The organism is Ramlibacter lithotrophicus (assembly GCF_012184415.1).
Taxonomy (GTDB): Bacteria; Pseudomonadota; Gammaproteobacteria; order Burkholderiales; family Burkholderiaceae_C; genus Ramlibacter; species Ramlibacter lithotrophicus.
Genome location: NZ_VTOX01000010.1, coordinates 64451 through 86216 on the forward strand (window position 1 = coordinate 64451; position 21766 = coordinate 86216).

Sequence of the window (21766 nt, forward strand, 5' to 3'; positions counted from 1 at the left end):
GGGAGAGCTGCCGCTCTCCCGGCCCCGGCATCAGGCACAAGGGCTTGCGTCATCGCGACGCGAGCCCTTGCCTTTTGCGGGTCCGCAAGGCACAGGCGTGTGCGGGGCTGATCGGCCCGCCCGTGACAGCGTCGGCCGGCTGAACCACAATGGCAGTCCGACCGATACACGGAGATCCCGATGCGCTACGTAGCGCCTGAAACGCTGGATGCCGCGCTGGACCTGCTGGCCGGCGCGGGCGGCACGGCGCGCGTGCTGGCCGGCGGCACCGACCTGCTGGTCCACATGCGCGCCGGCCGCGTCGCGCCGACGTTGCTGGTCGACATCAAGCGCATCCCCGAACTGCGATCGCTGGAGCCCTGCGACGGCGGCTGGCGCATCGGGGCCGCCGTCACGGGCATGGAACTGATCGAACACGGAACGTTCGCGGCCGCCTGGCCGGGAATCATCGACGGCGTGCGCATGATCGGCTCGATCCAGGTCAAGGGACGCGCCACCCTGGGCGGAAACCTGTGCAACGCCTCCCCCGCGGCCGACAGCGTGCCGGCGCTGATCGCCGCCGGCGCCGTCGTCACACTGGCTGGCCTTGCCGGCCGCCGCGACGTGCCGGTCGAGCAGATCGCCACGGGCCCGGGTCGCACCTGCCTCGCGCCGGGCGAAGTCCTGGTTTCGTTTCTGCTCCCGCCGCGGCCGCCCGGATCGGGCGATGCCTACCTGCGCTTCACGCCGCGCACGGAAATGGACATCGCCGTGGTCGGCGCCGGCGTCAACCTCACCGTCGATGACGGCGGTGTCTGCCGCCAGGCGCGGGTGAGCCTCGGCGCCGTGGCCGAGCGCGCGCTGCTGCTGCCGGAGGCCGCCGCCGCCCTGGTCGGGACCAGGGTGGACGACGCGGCGCTGCAACGGCTGGCCGAGGCGGCGAGCGCCGCCTGCCGGCCGATCGACGACAAACGCGGCACCCGCGAATTCCGCATCCGCGTCGCCGGCGTGCTGGCGCGGCGGGCCGCGCAGCGAGCGCTGGAACGCGCAAGGAGATCCTGCCGATGACCAAGAATCACGTGGTCGCCACCGTCAACGGCGACCGGAGGGAATTCCTCTGCGACACCGACCAGACCCTGCTGCAGGTGCTGCGTGACGAGTTGGCGCTGACCGGCACCAAGGAGGGCTGCGGCACCGGCGACTGCGGCGCGTGCAGCGTCGTCGTCGACGGCCGGCTGGTGTGCTCCTGCCTGATGCTGGCCGTCGAGGCGCAGGGCAAATCGATCGAGACGGTGGAAGGCATGGCGCAGGGCGCGCAGCTGCACCCGTTGCAGCGCGCGTTCATCGAGCACGCGGCGCTTCAATGCGGGATCTGCACGCCGGGCCTCCTCGTCGCGGCACGCTCGCTGCTGGAGCGCAGCGCGGATCCGACCGAGGAAGAGATCAGGCTCTGGCTGGCCGGCAACCTGTGCCGCTGCACCGGCTACACGAAGATCGTCGATGCCGTCCTCGCCGCGGGCCGCGAGCTGCGGGGCGCATCATGACCGGACTGCCGAAGTACGCGAAGAAGCCGCTCAATGTGGTCGGCACCCGGCCGCTGCGGCCCGACGGCGACGACAAGGTGACCGGGCGGGCGCGCTTCGGCGCCGACCACAACCTGCCCAACCAGCTGATCGGCAAGGTATTGCGCAGCCCGCATCCGCACGCACGGCTGGTGTCGATCGACGTGTCTCGGGCGCTGGCGCTGCCGGGCGTGAAGGCGGTGGTCACGCGCGACGACTTCCCCGACCTGCCGGAGCAGTTCGCGCTGTCCGGCGAGCTGACGATCAATTACCGCGACGTCACGCGCCAGGTGATGGCGCGCGAAAAGGTGCTCTACGAGGGCCATCCGGTGGCGGCGGTGGCGGCCGTGAGCGAAGCCGTCGCCCTGCAGGCGCTGGCGCTCATCCGCGTCGAGTACGAAGCGCTCCCGCACGTGATCGACGTGGTGGAGGCGATGCAGCCCGGCGCACCGCTGCTGCACGAGCAGCAGTACACGGCGGGCGTGAAGCCGAAGCCCGAGCGCCCTTCCAACGTCGCCAAGCGCATGGAGTTCACCCTCGGCGACGTGGCCGGCGGCTTCGCGCAGGCCGACGTGGTGATCGAGCGCGAGTTCACGACGAAGCCGGTGCACCAGGGCTACATCGAACCGCAGGCGTGCATCGCCAGCTGCACCGAGGATGGCCAGGTGGACCTGTGGACCAGCACCCAGGGGGCGTTCACGTTCCGCAGCCAGTGCGCCATCGTGCTGCAGATGGACGTGTCGAAGATCCGCGTTATCCCGACCGAGATCGGCGGCGGCTTCGGCGGCAAGAACAACGTCTACAACGAGCCGCTGGCGATCGTGCTGTCGCGCAAGTCGCACCGGCCCGTGAAGATGGTGATGACGCGCGAGGAAGTCTTCCGTGCCACCGGCCCGACCTCGGGCGCGCACGTCAGGGTCAAGCTCGGCTGCACCAGGGACGGCAGGATCACGGCGGCGCAGGCCGAACTCGATTTCCAGGCCGGGGCCTTCGGCGGCTCACCCATCGCGCAGGCGACGATGTGCGCCTTCACCCGATACGACCTGGCCAACGTGCACGTGGTGGGGCACGACGTGACGAGCAACCGGCCGAAGGTGGCAGCGTACCGGGCGCCGGGCGCACCGATCGCCGCCTTCGCGGTGGAGAGCGTCGTCGACGAGATGGCGCAGCGGCTGGACATCGACCCGATCGAACTGCGGCTGCGAAACGCGGCGCGCGAAGGCACGCGGACCTATTACGGACCCACGCTGGGCCCGATCGGCTATGTCGAGACGCTCGAAGCGGCCAAGGCGCACCCCCACTACAGCGCGCCGCTCGGACCGAACCAGGGCCGCGGCGTGGCCACCGGCTTCTGGTTCAACATCGGCAACGAGACCTCGGTGGCACTCAACGTCAACGAGGACGGCACGGTGGCGCTGCTGCTGGGGACCATCGACGTGGCCGGCGGGCACCGCGCGTCGCTGTCGATGATCGCCGCCGAAGAGCTCGGCATTCCGGTCGACCGGGTGCGCGCCGTGGTGGCCGACACGTCCGCGCTGGGCTTCAACTTCGTCACCGCCGGCAGCCGCGGCACGTTTGCCGGCGGCCTCGCCTGCGCGGTGGCGGCGCGGGATGCCATTGAAAAGCTGCGCCAGCGCGTGGCGCGCATCCGCGAGGTCCCGGTCGAGGACGTCGACTGGCGGGCGGGGCGCGCCGTGCCGGCGGCGAACGCGTCGGCACCGTTCGAGCCGATGTCGTTGGCCGAGATCGCGAAGGTGGCCGGAAAGACCGGCGGCACGATCGCCGGCCACGCCGAAATCAATGCGCAAGGCGCCGGACCGGGCTTCGGCACGCACATCGCCGACGTCGAGGTCGATCGCGAGACCGGTGCGGTGCGGGTCGTCCGCTACACCGTCGTGCAGGACGTGGGCAAGGCCGTGCACCCATCGTACGTCGAAGGGCAGTTGCAGGGCGGGGCCGCGCAAGGCATAGGCTGGGCCCTCAACGAGGAGTACGTCTACGGCGCCGACGGGCTGCTGCAGAACCCCGGTTTCCTCGACTACCGGGTGCCGGTCGCGTCCGACCTGCCCCGGATCGACACCTTGATCGTCGAAGTGCCCAATCCGAACCACCCTTACGGCGTGCGCGGATGCGGCGAGGTGCCGATCATCGCGCCGATGGCGGCCATCGCCAACGCGATCAGCAACGCCGTGGGGGTGCGCCTGTGCGAGCAGCCGATGTCGCCGCCGCGGGTGTTGAAGGCACTCGACGAAGTGCAGGCGACCCGGCGGGCAAGGTGAACCGTGGCACGGGTGCGGCTTTCCAGCAGCTTCAGGCCGTACACGGGCGGTGAGACCCAGGTCGAAGTCTGCGCGGCCAACGTGCGGCAGTTGCTGGAGCGGCTGGCCGCGACCCATCCGGAACTCGCAGATCACCTGGAACACGGCGTCGCGGTCGCGATCGACGGGGTGATCTACCAGGACGCCTTGCTGCAGCCGATCGCCGACGGCAGCGAAGTGGTCCTCATCGATCGCATCGCGGGCGGCTGAGCGGCAGGCGGATCTTCGCCGCTCATGAACCGGGCGGCCCAAAGCACAACGGGCTACATGCTTTCGCACGTAACCCGTTGATTTTATTGGCGCGGCTGGCAGGATTCGAACCCACGACCCCTTGGTTCGTAGCCAAGTACTCTATCCAACTGAGCTACAGCCGCTGAGCCGTCGATTATAGCAGCGGTCTGGGGGCGTCCGCCGCGAGGTTGGATTTTTCTGCGGCTGCGCCAGCGCGACCATGGCCGGCGCACTGCCGCACGCCCCGATAATTGCCGCGTCGTGCCGGCGCCGTGCCCGCACCAACACCGCAGGAGCCTCCATGACCGACCGCCACCCGCGCCCCTACCGCGGCGTGTTTCCCGTCGTCCCGACCATCTTCGACGATGCCGGCGCGATCGACCTGCCGGGCCAGTTGCGCGCCGTCGACTTCATGATCGAAGCCGGCTCGCACGGCCTGTGCATCCTGGCCAACTTCTCCGAGCAGTTCTCGCTGTCCGACGACGAGCGGGTGCTGCTGATGAACGCGATCCTGGAGCACGTCGCCGGGCGCGTTCCCGTGATCGTCACGACTACCCATTTCAGCAGCCGCGTGTGCGCGCAGCGGTCGCGCGCGGCCCAGGACGCCGGCGCCGCGATGGTGATGGTCATGCCGCCGTACCACGGCGCGACGGTCCGCGCCGGCGAGCCGGCGATCCACGAGTTCTTCCGCACCGTGTCCGATGCGCTCACGATCCCCGTGATGATCCAGGACGCGCCGGTGGCCGGCACGCCGCTGTCGGCGTCCTTTCTCGCGCGGATGGCCCGCGAGATCCCCAACATCCGCTACTTCAAGATCGAGACCGCCGGCGTCGCCGCCAAGCTGCGCGCGCTGATCGCCGAAGGCGGCAACGCCATCGAAGGTCCTTGGGATGGCGAGGAAGCGATCACGCTGATGCCTGACCTCGAGGCCGGCGCCACCGGCGCGATGACTGGCGGCGGCTATCCCGATGGCATCCGCCAGATCACCGATGCCTGGTTCGCCGGCCGCCGTGCCGACGCCGCGGCGGCCTACGAGCGCTGGCTGCCGCTGATCAACTACGAGAACCGCCAGTGCGGCCTCATCGCGGCCAAGGCGCTGATGCGCGAGGGCGGCTTGATCGCGAGCGAAGCGGTGCGCCAGCCGCTGCAGGCGCTGCACCCGGCCACCCGCGCCGGGCTGATCGAGCTGGCTCGCGAGCGCGATGCGATGGTGCTGCGCTGGGGGCGGTAAGCGCCCAGGGGAGGCGGCGTTGACCCGCATCAACACGCGGCCGCCCCCCGCCGCCTGAAATGAAGGCATGCCAGGGAGCCCCTCGACCGCGACGGCGGCTGTTGCCGTAGGCCCGGCTGCGCCGGCGCCCGACTGGCACCTGCGTGATGCGCACGACCTGGCGCGCGAACACGGGGTCGACCCGGCCGTGGGCCTGCGCGATGCCCAGGTGAGCGAGCGGGCCGCCCGGCACGGCCCCAACGAACTGGCGCAGTCCACCGGCCGCGGCGTCCTCTCGCTGGTCCTCGACCAGTTCCGCGATTTCATGATCGTGGTGCTGATCGCCGCCGCCGTCATCTCCGGCCTCATCGGCGACGTGGTGGACACCGTCGTCATTCTCGTGATCGTCGTGCTCAACGCCGCCGTCGGCGCGGTGCAGGCCTGGCGTGCCGACCGGGCCGTGGCGGCGCTGCGGCGGCTCGCGGCCGCGCAGGCCACCGTGGTGCGCGGCGGGCAGGTGCGGCAAGTGCCCGCGCGCGAACTGGTGCCCGGCGACATCGTGCTGGTGGAAGCCGGCAACCAGGTGCCGGCCGACCTCAGGCTGATCGAGATCGCGCAACTGAAGGTGGACGAATCGGCCCTCACCGGCGAATCGGTGACCGTCGGCAAGCACGCCGGGGTGCTCACCGGCGCGCTGCATTCGCTGGGCGACCGCCTGAACATGGCGTTCAAGGGGACGACGGTCACCCACGGCCGCGGCCGGGGGCTGGTCGTCGCCACCGGGATGGGCTCGGAGCTGGGCAAGGTGGCAGGACTCCTGGAGCAGGGCCCCGATCTCGGCACGCCGCTGCAGAAGCGGCTTGCCGCGTTCGGACGGCGCCTCGCACTGGCCGTGCTGGGGATCTGCGCCATCATCTTCGTAGCCGGCGTACTGCGCGGCGAGTCGCCGATGCTGATGGTGCTCACCGCGGTGAGCCTGGCCGTCGCCGCGATCCCGGAGGCGCTGCCGGCGGTCGTCACGGTGCTGCTGGCGCTGGGCGCGCGGCGCATGGTCGCGGTCAATGCGCTGGTGCGGCGGCTGCCGTCGGTGGAAACGCTGGGCTCGGTCACCACGATCTGCTCCGACAAGACCGGCACGCTCACCGAGAACCGGATGCAGGTGGACACCCTGGTGCTCGGCGACGGCAGCGAGTGGTCACCCGGCGCCCGGCCCCTTCCGCCATCCGAGGCGGGGCTGCTGCGCGCGCTGGCCCTGTGCAACGACGCGGCGCCGGCGGCCGGCGGCGCCTGGCGGGGGGATCCGACCGAGACTGCCTTGCTCGCGCTCGCCGAAGCGGCGGGCCATTCGAAGGCGGCCTGCGACCGACAGTGCCCACGCGTGTTCGAGCTGCCGTTCGATGCGGAACGCAAGCGCATGACCACGGTGCATCGCATAGCCGGCGGTCATGTGGCGTATACCAAGGGCGCGCCGGAAACGGTGATCCCGCTGTGCGCCGATCCGGGGCCGGACGGCGCGCCCCGGCAGGTGTGGCTGGCTCGGGCCGAGGCGATGGCGGCGCGCGGCCTGCGAGTGCTGGCGCTGGCGCAGCGGGTCCACGAACGCCTCCCCGCGGTAAGCGCGGGCGTGGAAGCGCTCGAGAAAAACCTCGCGTTGATCGGCTTGGTGGGCCTCATCGATCCGCCGCGCGCCGAAGCCGCCGCCGCCGTGCGCGAGTGCATGGCGGCCGGCATCACGCCCGTCATGATCACCGGCGACCATCCGGCCACCGCCCGTGCGATCGCGCTGCGCCTGGGCCTGGTCGCCGACGCGCAGGCCCCGGTCATCACGGGGGCCGATCTGGCTTCGCTGGACGACGAGGCGCTGATGGAGCGGGTGCGGCACGTGCACGTCTATGCACGGGTCGATCCGGCGCAGAAGATCCGGATCGTGCAGGCCCTGCAGGCGCACGGCGAGTTCGTCGCGATGACGGGCGATGGCGTCAACGATGCGCCGGCGCTCAAGCGGGCCGACATCGGCGTGGCGATGGGCCGGGGCGGCACCGACGTCGCCCGCGAGGCCTCCAGCCTGGTGCTGCTGGACGACAACTTCGCCACCATCGTCGCCGCCGTGCGCGAAGGCCGGCGCATCTACGACAACATCCGCAAGTTCGTGCGCTACGCCATGACCGGCAACTCCGGCGAGATCTGGGTCATCTTCCTGGCGCCGCTGCTGGGCCTGCCGATCCCCCTGCTGCCGATCCACATCCTGTGGGTGAACCTGGTCACCGACGGCCTGCCCGGCCTGGCGCTGGCCGCCGAGCCGGCCGAACGCGGCGTCATGCAGCGCCCGCCGCGGCCGCCGGGCGAAAGCCTGTTCGCCGCCGGCATGTGGCAGCACATCGTCGCCGTGGGACTGCTGCTGGCGGGACTGTGCATCGCCGTGCAGGCGTGGGCCCTGTCGACGGGCCATGCGCACTGGCAGACCATGGTGTTCACGGTGCTCACGTTCGGACAGATGGCGCACGTGCTCGCGATCCGCTCGGAGACCGAGGCGCTGTGGCGGCAGGGCCTGCGCTCGAACATGCCGCTGCTCGGCGCTGTGCTGCTGACCTTCGGCCTGCAGCTGGCGACCATCTACGTGCCGGTGCTCAACCCCGTCTTCAAGACGGCGCCGCTCACGGCGGCAGAACTGGCGTTGTGCATAACGGCGGCGGCCGTGGTGTGGATCGCGGTGGAGATGGAGAAGGCGTGGCGGCGGCGGGCGCTGCGCCGGATCGCCGGCGCGGACCCGGAACCCTAGGCCAGATAGCCGCTCAGCAGCAGGCCCAGCAGCAGCACCATCATCCACAGCGCGGACGTCCCGGACGGCCAAGTGCGCGCCAGCAGTCCGCCGGGCTGGTGCAGCCGGCGCACCGTCGCGAAGACGGCCTGCACCAGCCGTGACCACCCGCGGGCCAGCAGGCTCTGGCCGGCCGAGATGGCTGCGGAAGCGCCGCACATTACGGCAGGTGCCAGCCTGCGATAGCTCCAGTCAAAATCGAGATTCACGGAGCGCAGTTCCGGCGGATAGATGCCGGTGCGCATCAGCACCGAGAAGGCGAGCGCCGAGAACATCAGCAGCTGCAGCTGCGCCAGCACGTGACTGGCCGTGTACGGCGCGTAGTCGACCTGGAACGGCAGCATCGCGTACAGCGGCTGCGGGAACACGCCGACGCCTATGCACAGCGCCGCGGCAAGCGCCATGGCCACCAGCATGTTCCACGGCGCCTCGGCGCAGCGCTTGCCCGAGTCGTGGCCGAAGAACGCGAAGTAGGGAATCTTGATGCCCGAATGGTGGAACACGCCGGCGGAGGCGAACAGCAGCACCAGGAAGGTGACCAGATGCCCCTCGCCCGCGGCGGCCGAGAGGATCATCGACTTGCTGACGAAGCCGCTGAACAGCGGGAATGCGGAAATCGAGGCGGCGCCGACGATGCAGAAGCTCGTGGTCCAGGGCATGGACTTGTACAGCCCCCCGAGTTCGCTGCCCTTGATCGTGCCCGTGCGCAGCAGCACGGCCCCCATCGACATGAACAGCAGGCCCTTGTAGATGATGTGGGTGAATGCGTGCGCCGCCGTGCCGTTCAAGGCGAGCTCGGTGCCGACGCCGATGCCTACCACCATGAACCCGAGCTGGTTGTTCAGGCTGTAGGCGAGCACGCGCCGCAGGTCGTTCTCGATCACGGCGTAGAAGATCGGGAACGCCGTCATGGCCGCCCCGATCCAGATCAGCTCGGGCTGGCCGGCGAAGCCGCGTGCCAGTGCGTACACGGCCAGCTTGGTGGTGAAGGCCGAGAGCATCACGGTGCCGCTCTCCGTCGCCTCCGGATAGGCATCCTGCAGCCAGTTGTGCAGCAGCGGGAAGGCGCACTTGATGCCGAAGCCCAGGAAGATGAGCCAGCCGCCGGGGCCCTCGAGGCCGATGTGTTCGAAGCGCAGGCTGCCCGTGGCATTGAGCTGCTGCAGGGCGCCCAGCAGCAGCAGCATCCCCGACGCCAGCTGCACGATCAGGTAGCGCAGCCCGGCGCGGTACGAGCGCTCGCCCGGCCGCGCCCAGATCAGGAACACGGACGTGATCGCGGTCAGCTCCCAGAACACGAACAGCGTCAGCAGGTCACCCGCGAAGACCGCGCCCAGCGCCGCACCGGCATAGGCGAGGCCCGCCGTGGGCTGCACCGCGTCGCGCACGTGCAGCGCGTAGATGGAGTTGAGCAGCGCCGCGATCAGGAACACGAAACCGAACAGCGTGCTCCAGCGGTCGACGCGCAGGACCAGCAGTTCCTGCCCCGCGAAGGCGAACTGGCCGTACTCACCGGGCGCGAGCAACCACAGTTGCACCATGCCCGCCAGCGGCAGCAGCACGTTCCACGTCCCGCGCCAGGCGCCGCGCAGCAGCGGCACCAGGGCCGCGCCCAGCACCAGCGTCCAGGCCGGGGAAAGCTCAAGGCCGGTCATAGTAGTCCTCGGGGCGCTTGAGCCACAGCCGCAGGGCCTTGGCGGCCAGCACCAGCAGCACGCAGGCGATGAAGCCGAAGAAGCCGTGGAAGCCGAACCATTCCTCGAAGGCGAACTCGCCGTGCTTGTGCACCAGCGGTTCGACCAGCAGCAGCAGGCCGCACACGATCCAGACCGACCAGTACACCTTGGTCACGTTGCGGCTGTCGTCCAGCCATCGCGTCTTTTCGGCTTCTTTCATGGCGTCAGGGCAGTCCGGCTGCAACGGTGGCGAGCTTCATCGGCAGCTCGGGGAAAAAAAACAGGGCCACGGTGCCGGCCGCGGTGAAGGTCAGCGCGGCGACCATGGGCAGCGGCGAGTCCCCGTGTTCGTGCCCGTGCGCGTCGGGCGCCGCGGGGCGGAAGAAGGCGGCATAGACGATCGGCATGAAGTAGGCGGCGTTCAGCAAGGTGCTGCCGAGCATCACGGCGGCCGCGGTCCACTGCTGCACGCCCAGCGAACCCTGCAGCATGTACCACTTCGACAGCAGGCCCACGCCCGGCGGGATTCCGATCAGGGACAGGGCCCCGATGGTGAACGCCCCCATGGTCCATGGCATGCGGCGCCCGATCCCGTCGAGCTGGCTCACCTGCGTCTTGTGCGCGGCGGTGTAGATCGAGCCGGCGGCAAAGAACAGCGTGATCTTGCTGAAGGCATGGGCGGCGATGTGCAGCATCGCGCCGGCGACCGAGATCGGCGCGAGCACGGCCACGCCGAGCACCACGTACGACAACTGGCTGACCGTGGAATAGGCGAGCCGGCGTTTGAGGTTGTCGGCCCGCAAGGCGACGATGGACGCAGCGATGATCGTGAAGCCGGCCACGTAGACCAGCCATTCGAAATTCGCGCCGGAGGCATCGAGTCCGAACACGTAGACGGCGATCTTGACCACCGAGAAGACCCCCGCCTTGACCACGGCGACCGCATGCAGCAGGGCCGAGACCGGCGTCGGGGCGACCATCGCCGCGGGCAGCCAGCGATGGAACGGCATCAGGGCGGCCTTGCCGACGCCGAACATGAACAGCACCAGCAGCGCCGTCGCGACGCCCGGCGAGACCTTGCCGGCGAGGATGCCGCCCGGCCTGAAGTCGAGCGTGCCGGCGGCCAGCCACGTGCCCACGATGGCCGGGAACAGCAGCACGGTGGAGGTCAGCAGCAGGATCCCGAGATAGGTGCGTCCGCCGCGGCGCGCCTCCTCGTCGCCGTGGTGCGTCACCAGCGGATAGGTGGCGAGCGTCAGCGCCTCGTAGAACAGGAACAGCGTCAGCAGGTTCGCCGAGAACGCGATCCCGATCGTGCTGGCCAGCGCCAGCGCGAAGCAGATGTAGAAGCGGGTCTGGTGGTGCTCCTCGTTGGCCCGCATGTAGCCGATCGAATACACCGAGCTGACGATCCACAGCAGCGACGCCACCAGCGCGAAGAGCATCCCCAGGGGCTCCACCTCGAAGGCGATGGCAATGCCGGGGACCGGCTCCAGCCAGCGCACCCCGGGGCGCTCGCCGGCCAGGACGGCCGGCAGCAGCGACAGCACGGCCAGGAACAGCGCCGTCGCGGCGGCCAGCGTCACCGTCTCGCGCAGGTTGGGAGCGCCCGCGCACAGCCTGATCAGCAACGCGGCGCCGGCCGGGATCGCCAGGGCGGCCAGGATGGCGAGTTCGGCGGTCATTTGGCTCCCTGCCGCAAGAGGGACTCCACCGCGTCGGCCGCGAAACCGGCGTTGAACGAGGTGTCCAGGCCGAAGTAGACGCACGCCACCACCAGGACCCACGCCGCCACCAGCATCGACATCGGCGCCTCGCCGGCGCGCGGCAGGTCGTCGTGCGGGGGCGTGAGGTAGGCGACCTCGACGAAGCGCCACACGTAGCCCAGCGCGATCAGCGAGGTCGCGACGACCAGCGCGGCGAGCAGCCACGCCTCCCGCTCCAGGCAGGCCTGGATCAGGTACCACTTGGTGATGAAACCAGCCGTGCCCGGCACGCCGATGAGGCTGAGGCCGGCGATCACGATGCCCAGCGACGTGAACGGCATCCGCGCGCCGATGCCGGCCAGCCGCTCCAGGCTGGTGCTGCCGGCCCGCAGCGACAGCGCGCCGACCAGCAGGAACAGCGCACCCTTGGTGATGCCGTGGTTGAACAGGTGCGAGACCCCGGCCGTGAGCCCCGACTGGCTGGCCAGGCTCACGCCCAGCATGATGTAGCCGACCTGCGCGACGCTGGAATAGGCGAACAGGCGCTTGAGGTCGTCCTGGAACAGAGCCACCAGCGACATCGACACGATCGCGACGATCGCCAGCACCAGCAGCAGTTCGTGGAAATGGACCTGCCCGATGATCGGCGACTGGCCGAAGATGCCGAGGCTGAACCGGATCAGCACGTAGATCGAGACCTTGGTGGCCGTCGCCGCGAGGAACGCCGTCACGACCGACGGCGCGTACGTGTAGGCGTTGGGCAGCCACTGGTGCAGCGGGAACAGCGCCAGCTTCAGGCCGACGCCGGTGACGATGAACGCCAGCGCGGCGACGACCGGACGGACATCCGTGACGCTCGCCAGCCGCGTCGTCATGTCGGCCATGTTCAGCGTGCCGGTCATGAGGTACAGCAGGCCGACGCCGATGACATAGAACGTCGCGCCAATCGTGCCCATGATCAGGTACTGGTAGGAGGCCGCCAGTGCCTGGCGCCGGCGGCCAAGGGCGATCAGCACGTACATGGACAGCGAGGCGATCTCCATGAAGACGAACAGGTTGAAAGCGTCGCCGGTCGCCGCCATGCCGAGCAGCCCCGTCAGGCACAGGCAGTACATGGCGTAGAACAGGTACTCCTGCTCCAGCGGCAACTCGGCGGCGATGCTCACCCTGGCGTACGGCATGGCGACCGCGCCGATCAGCGACACCAGGACCAGCACGAACGCATTGAGTTCGTCGATGCGGTATTCGATGCCCCAGGGCGGCGGCCAGTTGCCGATGGCATAGCTGATGGGGCCGCTTTCCATCACCCGCCAAGCCAGGGCGACGGCAATCGCCAAGGCCAGCCAGCTGACCAGCGTCGCGATGGCCCAGGCGATGCGGTGGCGGCGAACAAGCACGATGGCGGGGCCCGCCAGCAGCGGCACCACCACCTGCAGGACCGGCAGATGTTGCGCGAGCGTCACTCCTCCCGGCCTCCCGCAGCGAGGTCGGCGGCGAGGATCTCGTCTTCCTCGATGGTGCCGTAGCTCTCCCGGATGCGCACCACCAGCGCGAGTCCCAGCGCCAGCGTGGCCACGCCCACGACGATCGCCGTGAGGATCAGGACATGGGGCAACGGATTCGAGTACACCTTGAAGGCCGGATCCAGGATCGGCGCCGTGCCCCCGATCAGCTTGCCGGGCGCCACGTACAGCAGGTAGACCGAGGTCTGGAAGATCCCCAGCCCGATCAGCTTCTTCACCAGGTTGCCCCTGGCGATCACGATGAACAGCCCGGCCACCATCAGGAAAATGGTGACGGCGTAGGCGTAATGGCTGGCGAATTTCACGAGTCGTCGGGATCGAGGCCGCGGCCGGCGAACATGTAGAAGATCTTGAGCATCACGGCCGAAACCGTGGTGGCCACGCCGACCTCGATCCAGAAGATGCCGCGCTCCTGGCCGTGCACCGGATCGTGGGACAGCACGAAGTAATCGAGGTAGTTGCCGCCCAGGAGCAATCCCGCCACGCCGACGCCGGCGTAGATCAGGACGCCGGCGGCCACCATGGTCTCCACCAGCGCGTCCGGCACCATCTTGCGGGTGGCGGGCAGGCCGAAGATCAGCCCGTAGAAGATCACGGCGGCGGCGATGATGACGCCGGCCTGGAAGCCGCCGCCGGGGCCCAGCTCGCCGTGGAACTGCACGTACAGGGCGAAGAGCAGCATGAAGGGGATCAGCAGCTTGGCGACCACCCGCAGGATCAGGTCGCTCCTCACGGCAGCGTCTCCTTGCCGGCCGCGCGCCGCCGCCGGCGGCGCAGCAGCGCGATGACGCCGGCGCCGGCCGTGAACACCACGGTGGTCTCGCCCAGCGTGTCGTAGCCGCGATAACTGGCCAGCACGGAAGTGACGACGTTGGGCACGCCGGTCTCCTTCAGCGAGTCCAGCAGGTAGCGCGGCACCACGTGAACGTGGATCGGCGCCTGCGGATCGGAGAAGGCCGGCAGCCCCAGCGAGCCATAGACCAACGCCGCGCCGACCGAGATCGACAGCAGCAGCGGCAGCCATGGTGCGTGGATCGGCTTGGCCTCCTCGCCGCGGGTCAGATAGAGCGCGCCGAGCAGCAGCACGGTGGAGATGCCGGCGCCGACCGAGGCTTCGGTCATCGCCACGTCCACGGCGTCCAGGGCGACCAGCACCGTGGCCATCAGAAAACTGTAGATGCTCGTGAACATCACGACCGAGAACAGGTTGCGGCGGGCGGCGATCGCCACCACCAGCACCGCCATCAGCGTCAGCAGGATGTTGATCGTCAGCGCTTCGATGATTCGCCTCCCGTGTCGAGCGGGTCCACGCCGCGGGCCAGTGCGGCCTTCGCCAGCGCGTGCGTGGCCGTGGGCGACGCGAACAGCAGCAGCACGCCGATCATCGCGAGCTTGACCGCGACCAGCGTGAAGCCGGCCTGGATCACCAGGCCCAGCAGGATGAGGCCGGCACCGAGCGTGTCGATCAGGCTGGCCGCATGCATGCGCGTGAAGAAGCTCGGCATCCGCACCAGGCCCACGCCCCCGATGATGCAGAACAGCCCGCCGGCGACGATGCAGGCCCAGCTGATGGCGTCGGCGACGGCGCTCATGGCCTGGTCTCCCCGGGATCGCCGAGGTCCCCCTGGCGGAAGAACTTGAGGACGGCGATCGTGCCCACCGTGTTCAGCAGCCCGTAGGTGATGGCGAGGTCAAGGAACTCGGGCCGGCCCGTCAGGAAACCGAGCACCGCCAGCAGCAGCATGGCGACGGAGCCGGCGCTGTTGGCCGCCTGCACCCGGTCGAACACCGTTGGGCCGAGGAACGCGCGCACCATCACGAGGGCGAGCGTCACCAGGAGGGCCAGCGCCGCGGCGGCGAACATCATGCGCCCTCCATGGCGCGCACGCGCCTGTCCATCTCGCTGTCGATGCAGCCTTCGGCCGAGCCGCGGGTCAGCCCGTGCACCAGGAATTCATCGTCCTTGCAATCGATGGCGATGGTGCCGGGCGTCAGGGTGATCGAGTTCGCGTGCGTGACCAGTCCGACGGGCGTGCGCTGCAGCGGGCGGAACCGGACCAGCGTCGGGCTGATCGGCAGGCGCGGATCGACGATGATCTTCGAGACGGCCCAGGCGGACTTGACGATTTCCCAGGAGAGCCACGGCCAATAGAAGAACAGCACGCGCCACAGCTGCATCGGCATGCCTTCGCCGTCGACCACCTCCATCCGCCGCGCGGCCAGCAGGACCACCGCCGCCGACCCGAAGCCGGCGGTGACCAGGAAGCCGGTGTAGTAGCCGGAGAGCAGCAGCCAGAAGGCGAACAAGGCGCAGAACGCGACGACTCCCCGCAGCACGGATCCTCCTCGGTTGTACGCCGGCGCAGGCGGCCGGCTCGTTGGTGAACGACTCGTGGCAGCGCACGGCAGCGTGCGCTCATGCAAGCCTCGGGCATTGTATCGTCAGGGATTGCGCCGCAATGCTGGAGACAACGCATGAACGAATCGCCATCCCCCAACGAGCCGCGACCCGGCGGGCCGCTCGCGGGCGTGAAGGTGCTCGATCTCACCTCGGTGATCATGGGTCCGTCCGCGACCCAGACGCTTGCTTCGCTGGGCGCGCAGGTGACCAAGGTGGAGTCCGCCGACGGCGACAACATGCGGCACGTGGGCCCCATGCGGCATCCCGGCATGGGCCACATCTTCCTGCACGGCAACCACGGCAAGCGCAGCATCGTCCTGGACCTGAAGCAGCCGCAGGGCCGCGAAGCCGCGCTGCGCCTGGCGGAGCGCAGCGACGTCGTGGTGAGCAACATCCGGCCGCAGGCGCTGGCCCGGCTGGGACTGGACTACGAAGCCGTGCGCGAGCGCAATCCGCGCGTCATCCACGTGACCTGCTGCGGCTTCGACCAGCAGGGTCCGTACGCGGCGCGGCCGGCCTACGACGACCTGATCCAGGGCGCGACCGGCATTCCGTGGCTGATGCAGCAGTACGGCGCGCCGGAACCCTGCTATGCGCCGGTGACGCTGGCCGACCGCGTGACGGGCCTTCATGTCGTGTCGGCCGTCACCGCCGCGCTGTATGCGCGCGAGCGCACCGGCTGCGGCCAGGCGGTGGAGGTGTCGATGTTCGAGGCCATGACGCAGTTCGTGCTGGCCGACCACATGGCCGGGCGCAGCTTCGAGCCGCCGCTCGGCCCCGCCGGCTATCCGCGGCTGCTGACGCGGCATCGGCGTCCTTACCGCACCAGCGACGGGCACCTGTGCGTGCTGATCTACAACGACAAGCACTGGCGCAACTTCTTCGCCGCGATCGGCGAGCCGCAGCGCATGGCAAACGACGAGCGCTTCGCCACCCACGCCGGCCGCGCCGCCAGCATCGAGGCCGTGTACGAGGAAGTCGCCCGGCTGATGGCGCAGCGCACCACCGCCGAATGGCGCGAACTGCTGGACCGCGCCGACGTTCCGAACATGCCCGTCAACTCGCCCGAGGAACTGATGGACGACCCGCACCACCGCGCCACCGGATTCATCCGGGAGGTCGAGCATCCGACCGAAGGCCGGCTGCACATGATGGGATGCCCGACGCGCTGGAGCGGCACGCCGCCCCCGGACCACACCTTGCCGGCGCCGCGCCTGGGCGAGCATTCCGTCGCCATCCTGCGCGAAGCCGGCTACAGCGAGCCCGAGATCGAAAGCATGCTCGCCAGCGGCGCCTGCTCGGCGCCGGCCGCCCTGCCGCGGGAGCCCGCGCCATGAACTTCGACCTGACGCCCGAGCAGCAGCAGATCCGCGACGCGATCGAACGCGTCTGCGCGCCGTTCGACGCCGACTACTGGCTGCGGCGCGATCGTGAAGGCGGTTTCCCCGAGGACTTCCACCGGGCGCTGGCCGAGGCCGGCTGGCTGGGCATCGCCATGCCCGAGGAATTCGGCGGCGCCGGGCTGGGCATCACCGAGGCGGCGCTCATGATGCACACGATCGCCGCCACGGGCGCCGGGCTGTCGGGCGCGTCGGCCGTGCACATGAACATCTTCGGCCTGCACCCGGTGGTGGTGTTCGGCACGTGCGAGCAGAAGCGCCGCTGGCTGCCGCCGCTCATCGCCGGGCGCGACCGCGCCTGCTTCGGCGTCACCGAGCCGGACGCCGGCCTCAATACGCTCAAGCTCAAGACCCGCGCCGAGCGCCGTGGCAACCACTATCTCGTCTCGGGGCAGAAGGTGTGGATCTCCACCGCGCAGGTCGCCAACAAGATCCTGTTGCTGGCGCGCACGACGCCGGTGGAGGAAAGCCGCGGCACCGAAGGCTTGAGCCTGTTCTACACCGACCTCGATCGCGCCGCCGTCGAAGTGCGAGAGATCGACAAGATGGGCCGCAAGTGCGTGGACTCCAACCAGGTCTTCATCGACGGGCTGCGCATTCCGGTGGAGGACCGCATCGGCGAGGAAGGCAAGGGCTTCGGCTTCATCCTGCACGGCATGAACCCCGAGCGCATCCTCATCGCCGCCGAGGCCGTGGGGCTGGGCCGTGCGGCGCTGCAGCGCGGTGCGCTGTATGCCAAGGAGCGGATCGTCTTCGACCGGCCGATCGGAACGAACCAGTCCATCCAGCATCCGCTGGCCCGCTCGTGGATGGAGCTGGAGGCGGCCCACCTGATGGTGTGGAAGGCCGCGGCACTGTACGACGCCGGCAAGCCTTGCGCGGCCGAGGCCAACGCGGCGAAGTACCTGGGCGCCGAGGCGTGCTACCGCGCGTGCGAGAACGCGATTTTCACCCATGGCGGCATGGGCTACGCGAAGGAGTACCACGTGGAGCGCTACCTGCGCGAATCGTGGATCCCGCGACTGGCGCCGGTCAGCCCGCAACTGGTGCTGTGCTACATCGCCGAGAAGGTGCTGGGGCTGCCGAAGTCGTACTGACGTCGCGCCTCATCCCATCGTCATCAGGGTCGCATTGCCGCCCGCCGCGGCCGTGTTGATGCTGACCGAGCGCTCCACCAGCAGGCGTTCGATCGGAATCGCCGTCTCGCCAGGCTCCAGCCGCTCCACGCTCACGACCGGCCCCGGCCGCTGCGCCAGTTGCGCGCGGATTCGGGCCAGTTCGTCCACGGCGCCGTGGAACAGCACCGCGTCGAACGCGACCTCCGGCGCGCTCCAGTCGCGCGCGATCGCGATGCACGCCTGAACTTCGGCGGGCAGCCTGGCCACCAGGGGCCAGGTTTGCTCCGGCCAGATTGCGCGGCTGCCGACCGCCAGCACCGCGCCCAGTTGCACCAACCGGTCCTCGTCGCGCTGTGCCAGGCACAGCACCGCCTGCCGCGCCACGAGGCGGTACACGTTGCGTTCGCCGGTGGGGCCGGCCAGCACCTTCGACCGGCCGGCCGGCGACAGGTCGGCGAACTGGCGGCACAGGGGCGCGAGGCCGGGCGTGGTCGCATTCTGCTGCGCCCAGCGCGCGAACTCGCGCAGCGGCGGCGGCATGTCCCGCGCGACGCTGGCCGGCACGCCGCCCTCCTCCATCGCCCGCAGCGCCGCATCATGGGGCCGCTGCGACAGCAGCCGGTACAGATACAGCGGCCCGCCGGCTTTCGGGCCGGTGCCCGAAAGACCTTCCCCACCGAACGGCTGCACGCCCACCACCGCACCGACCATGTTGCGGTTGACATAGACGTTGCCGGCGTGCGCCGCGTCCAGCACCCGCGCGATGGTCTCGTCGATACGGGTGTGCAGGCCCATGGTGAGGCCATAGCCGGTGCCGTTGATCTGCCCCACCAGCCCGTCGAGCTCCTCGCGCCGGTAGCGCACGAAATGCAGCACGGGACCGAAGACCTCGCGCTGCAGTTCGGCCAGGCCCGGCAACTCGATCAGCGTCGGCAGCACGTAGGTGCCGCCGCGCAGCGGATGCACGTTGGGACCGGCCACCTGATGCACCTTGCGGCCGCGCGCACGCATCGCCTCGATGTGGCGGTCGATGTTGGCCCTGGCTTCCTCGTCGATCACCGGTCCGACGTCGATTGCCAGCCGGTCCGGACTGCCGACGCGCAATTGCGCCATCGCGCCCAGCAGCATTTCCAGCAGGCGGTCGGCGGCATCTTCCTGCACGCACAGCACGCGCAAGGCGGAGCAGCGCTGGCCGGCGCTGTCGAACGCCGAGACCAGCACGTCCGCGACCACCTGTTCGGCCAGCGCCGACGAGTCGACGATCATCGCGTTCTGGCCGCCGGTCTCGGCCACCAGCGGCACCGGCCGCCCGCGCTCATCGACGCGCCCGGCCAGGCTGCGCTGCAGGAGGCGCGCCACTTCGGTCGATCCGGTGAACAGCACGCCTCGCACGCGCTCGTCGCCGACCAGCCTGGCGCCCACGGTCTCGCCGCGGCCCGGCAGCAGTTGCAGCGCCGCGCGCGGCACGCCCGCCTGCCACAGCGTGCGCACCGCCGCGGCGGCCACCAGCGGCGTCTGTTCCGCCGGTTTCGCCAGGACGGTGTTGCCGGCGGCCAGCGCCGCCGAAACCTGGCCGAGGAAGATCGCCAGCGGGAAGTTCCAGGGGCTGATGCACACCACCGGTCCCAGCAGACGGTGCGTCGCGTTGTCGAACTTCGCCCCCACCTCGGCGGCGTAATAGCGCAGGAAATCGACGGCCTCGCGCACTTCGGCGATGGCGTTCGACGCCGTCTTGCCCGCTTCGCGGACCAGCAACCCCATCAGGCGCGGCATCTCGGCTTCGAGGCGGTCGGCGGACACCTGCATGATGCGGGCTCGTTCGGCCGGCGGCACCGCGGCCCACGCGGGCCCGGCCTGCACGGCGTGGTGCAGCGCCAGATCCACGTCGGCGGCCGTCGCCTCGCGCACGACGCCGACCACGTCCGCTCGATCGGCGGGGTTGAGCACCGGCTGCGCTTCGCCGCCGGCCGCCGCGTCCACGGCCAGCAGCGGCGCTGCGCTCCACTCCACGCGGGCGCTGTCCTGCAGTTGCCGTGCGAGCTGGGCGAGTTGCTGCTCGTTCGCGAGGTCCAGCCCGCGCGAGTTCGTCCGTACGCCGCCGTACAAATTCGCCGGCAGCGGGATTTGCGGGTGCGGCAAGCCGGGCCGGCCCTCGTCGCGGGCCAGCTCCTGCACCCGCCGCACCGGGTCGCGCACCAGTTCGGCGATGGGAATGGAGGGATCGGCCATCTGGTTGACGAACGAGGTGTTGGCGCCGTTCTCCAGCAGCCGCCGCACCAGGTAGGCCAGCAGGGTCTCGTGCGTTCCCACCGGCGCATAGATCCGACATGGCCGGCCCAGCTTGCCTTCGGACTGCGCGCCCACCACCTGCTCGTACAGCGGCTCGCCCATGCCGTGCAGGCACTGGAACTCGTACTGCCGCGGCGTGTAGCGATCCGGGCCCGCCATGTGGTGGATCGCGGCCAGCGTGTGCGCGTTATGGGTGGCGAACTGCGGGTAGACCGCCTCGGGCGCATCCAGCAATTTGCGCGCGCAGGCGAGGTACGACAGGTCGGTGTAGGCCTTGCGCGTGTAGACCGGATAGCCCTCCTGGCCGTCGACCTGGGCCCGCTTGATCTCGGCATCCCAGTACGCGCCCTTGACCAGCCGCACCATCAGGCGCCGGCCGCTGCGCCGCGCGAGGTCGATCGTGAAGTCCGTCACCTGCAGGCTGCGCTTCTGGTAGGCCTGGATCACGAAGCCGAGCCCGTCCCATCCCGCCAGCTGCGGCTCGAACGCCAGCCGCTCCAGCAGGTCCAGCGACAGTTCCAGCCGGTCGGTCTCCTCGGCATCGATGTTGAAGCCGATGTCGTAGCGCCTGGCCAGTGCGCACAGGCGCACCAGGATCGGGTACAGCTCGCCCATCACGCGGTCCGACTGCGCGCGCACGTAGCGCGGGTGCAGCGCCGACAGCTTCACCGACAGGCCCGGCCCCTCGATGATCCCCTGCCCCGCGGATGCCTTGCCGATCGCGTGGATCGCCGCCTCGTAATCGCGCAGGTAGCGTTCCGCGTCCTGTGCCGTCATCGCCGCTTCGCCCAGCATGTCGAACGAATAACGGAATCCCTGTGCCTGCCGCGGCCGCGCCTTGGCGAGCGCCTCGGCGATCGTCTCGCCGGTGACGAACTGCTCACCCATCATGCGCATCGCCATGTCGACGCCCTTGCGGATGACGGGCTCGCCGCCGGTCGCGACCAGGCGCGCCACCGCCGCCGACAGCCCGGCCTCGCTGTGCGTGGCCACCAGCTTCCCGGTGAGCAGCAGGCCCCAGGTGGCGGCATTGACGAACAGCGACTGGCTGCGCCCCAGGTGGGTATGCCACTGGCCTTGCGCGATCTTGTCGCGGATCAGCGCGTCGCGCGTCGCGGCGTCCGGGATGCGCAGCAAGGCCTCGGCCAGGCACATCAGGGCAACGCCTTCCTGCGACGACAGCGCGTATTCCTGCAGCAGGCTCTGCACCAGGCCGGCGCGGCCGGCGGCCGACGCGCGCAGCCGCAGGTCCGCGGCCAGGCGCTGCGCCAGTTGCTCGGCGCGGGCCGCGACGTCGTCGGGCAGGCGCGCGAGCGGCAACAGGTCGGCGACGGGCTCGGGCTCGGGACGCCGGGCCGCGGCGGAGATGGCGCGCCGCAGCGGCGAGGCGGCGAACGGGCCCGTGGCAGCGAAGTCACTGAACAGGCTGGCGGTGGGAGTGGCGAAGGCGTCCATCGGGTCGGTGCGGATTGATAACCGGCATCGTCATGCGCCGGGCACCGGATTTTTCTGCGATTTTCAACTGTCGAGCCGCA

19 protein-coding genes and 1 tRNA gene are annotated in these 21766 nt (G+C 70.0%); 8 read left to right on the forward strand and 12 right to left on the reverse strand.

Features of this window, described 5'->3' with window-relative positions; genetic code table 11:
• The first annotated feature begins 180 nt into the window (after positions 1-180).
• Genes RAMLITH_RS21345 through RAMLITH_RS21360 form a run of 4 tightly spaced genes read left to right on the forward strand, consistent with a single transcriptional unit; the run spans position 181 to position 4069 of the window.
• Positions 181-1047, forward strand: coding sequence for an FAD binding domain-containing protein (locus RAMLITH_RS21345; RefSeq protein ID WP_168109471.1), 867 nt, complete (start codon positions 181-183; stop codon positions 1045-1047).
• Positions 1044-1523: a (2Fe-2S)-binding protein gene (locus RAMLITH_RS21350; protein WP_168109472.1), complete on the forward strand. Its 480-nt coding sequence runs from the start codon at positions 1044-1046 to the stop codon at positions 1521-1523. Before RAMLITH_RS21345 ends, RAMLITH_RS21350 begins: the two co-directional genes overlap by 4 nt.
• Positions 1520-3820, forward strand: a complete 2301-nt coding sequence (locus tag RAMLITH_RS21355; RefSeq protein WP_168109473.1) for a xanthine dehydrogenase family protein molybdopterin-binding subunit — start codon at positions 1520-1522, stop codon at positions 3818-3820. Before RAMLITH_RS21350 ends, RAMLITH_RS21355 begins: the two co-directional genes overlap by 4 nt.
• 3 nt (positions 3821-3823) lie before the next feature.
• Positions 3824-4069 carry a MoaD/ThiS family protein gene (locus RAMLITH_RS21360; protein ID WP_202883310.1) on the forward strand — a complete coding sequence of 82 codons (246 nt, stop codon included), beginning with the start codon at positions 3824-3826 and terminating at the stop codon, positions 4067-4069.
• Positions 4070-4156: 87 nt separating this feature from the next.
• Here RAMLITH_RS21360 and RAMLITH_RS21365 read toward each other — a convergent pair.
• Positions 4157-4233: transfer RNA gene (locus tag RAMLITH_RS21365), tRNA-Arg, on the reverse strand.
• A gap of 158 nt (positions 4234-4391) precedes the next feature.
• Between RAMLITH_RS21365 and RAMLITH_RS21370 the strand changes: the two genes are divergently transcribed.
• Entirely contained in the window at positions 4392-5321 is a 930-nt protein-coding gene (locus tag RAMLITH_RS21370) for a dihydrodipicolinate synthase family protein (protein ID WP_168109474.1), read from the forward strand.
• A 67-nt stretch (positions 5322-5388) separates the two neighbouring features.
• On the forward strand, positions 5389-8079 hold the full coding sequence (locus tag RAMLITH_RS21375) for a cation-translocating P-type ATPase (protein ID WP_168109475.1): 2691 nt from the start codon (positions 5389-5391) through the stop codon (positions 8077-8079).
• On the opposite strand, the gene RAMLITH_RS21380 is transcribed toward RAMLITH_RS21375, so the two are convergent.
• The 10 genes from RAMLITH_RS21380 to RAMLITH_RS21425 are packed head-to-tail and all read right to left on the reverse strand — an operon-like array spanning position 8076 to position 15360.
• On the reverse strand, positions 8076-9773 hold the full coding sequence (locus tag RAMLITH_RS21380) for a Na(+)/H(+) antiporter subunit D (protein ID WP_168109476.1): 1698 nt from the start codon (positions 9771-9773) through the stop codon (positions 8076-8078). The genes RAMLITH_RS21375 and RAMLITH_RS21380 overlap by 4 nt on opposite strands.
• Positions 9760-10014: a hypothetical protein gene (locus RAMLITH_RS21385; protein WP_168109477.1), complete on the reverse strand. Its 255-nt coding sequence runs from the start codon at positions 10012-10014 to the stop codon at positions 9760-9762. Before RAMLITH_RS21385 ends, RAMLITH_RS21380 begins: the two co-directional genes overlap by 14 nt.
• A 4-nt stretch (positions 10015-10018) precedes the next feature.
• Complete coding sequence (locus tag RAMLITH_RS21390) at positions 10019-11479, reverse strand: monovalent cation/H+ antiporter subunit D family protein (RefSeq protein WP_168109478.1); 1461 nt, start codon at positions 11477-11479, stop codon at positions 10019-10021.
• The gene (locus RAMLITH_RS21395; RefSeq protein WP_168109479.1) at positions 11476-12963 is read right to left on the reverse strand and encodes a proton-conducting transporter transmembrane domain-containing protein; all 1488 of its coding nucleotides are present in this window, start codon (positions 12961-12963) and stop codon (positions 11476-11478) included. Before RAMLITH_RS21395 ends, RAMLITH_RS21390 begins: the two co-directional genes overlap by 4 nt.
• A complete protein-coding gene (locus RAMLITH_RS21400) occupies positions 12960-13328 on the reverse strand; it encodes a cation:proton antiporter subunit C (protein ID WP_202883311.1) in 369 nt (122 codons plus the stop codon). The genes RAMLITH_RS21395 and RAMLITH_RS21400 overlap by 4 nt, the downstream gene beginning before the upstream one ends.
• On the reverse strand, positions 13325-13756 hold the full coding sequence (locus tag RAMLITH_RS21405) for a Na(+)/H(+) antiporter subunit B (protein ID WP_168109480.1): 432 nt from the start codon (positions 13754-13756) through the stop codon (positions 13325-13327). Before RAMLITH_RS21405 ends, RAMLITH_RS21400 begins: the two co-directional genes overlap by 4 nt.
• Positions 13753-14307: a DUF4040 domain-containing protein gene (locus RAMLITH_RS21410; RefSeq protein WP_168109631.1), complete on the reverse strand. Its 555-nt coding sequence runs from the start codon at positions 14305-14307 to the stop codon at positions 13753-13755. Before RAMLITH_RS21410 ends, RAMLITH_RS21405 begins: the two co-directional genes overlap by 4 nt.
• Positions 14292-14615 (reverse strand): monovalent cation/H(+) antiporter subunit G, encoded by a 324-nt coding sequence (gene mnhG, locus RAMLITH_RS21415; protein WP_168109481.1) that lies wholly within the window; start codon positions 14613-14615, stop codon positions 14292-14294. Before mnhG ends, RAMLITH_RS21410 begins: the two co-directional genes overlap by 16 nt.
• Positions 14612-14890, reverse strand: coding sequence for an MrpF/PhaF family protein (locus RAMLITH_RS21420; RefSeq protein ID WP_202883313.1), 279 nt, complete (start codon positions 14888-14890; stop codon positions 14612-14614). Before RAMLITH_RS21420 ends, mnhG begins: the two co-directional genes overlap by 4 nt.
• Positions 14887-15360: a Na+/H+ antiporter subunit E gene (locus tag RAMLITH_RS21425; protein ID WP_168109482.1), complete on the reverse strand. Its 474-nt coding sequence runs from the start codon at positions 15358-15360 to the stop codon at positions 14887-14889. Before RAMLITH_RS21425 ends, RAMLITH_RS21420 begins: the two co-directional genes overlap by 4 nt.
• 138 nt (positions 15361-15498) lie before the next feature.
• Between RAMLITH_RS21425 and RAMLITH_RS21430 the strand changes: the two genes are divergently transcribed.
• Positions 15499-16761 (forward strand): CaiB/BaiF CoA transferase family protein, encoded by a 1263-nt coding sequence (locus tag RAMLITH_RS21430; RefSeq protein ID WP_168109483.1) that lies wholly within the window; start codon positions 15499-15501, stop codon positions 16759-16761.
• Positions 16758-17921, forward strand: a complete 1164-nt coding sequence (locus RAMLITH_RS21435) for an acyl-CoA dehydrogenase family protein (RefSeq protein ID WP_168109484.1) — start codon at positions 16758-16760, stop codon at positions 17919-17921. The genes RAMLITH_RS21430 and RAMLITH_RS21435 overlap by 4 nt, the downstream gene beginning before the upstream one ends.
• Positions 17922-17930: 9 nt before the next feature.
• On the opposite strand, the gene putA is transcribed toward RAMLITH_RS21435, so the two are convergent.
• Positions 17931-21686 (reverse strand): trifunctional transcriptional regulator/proline dehydrogenase/L-glutamate gamma-semialdehyde dehydrogenase, encoded by a 3756-nt coding sequence (putA, locus tag RAMLITH_RS21440; protein WP_168109485.1) that lies wholly within the window; start codon positions 21684-21686, stop codon positions 17931-17933.
• Positions 21687-21766 lie beyond the last annotated feature (80 nt).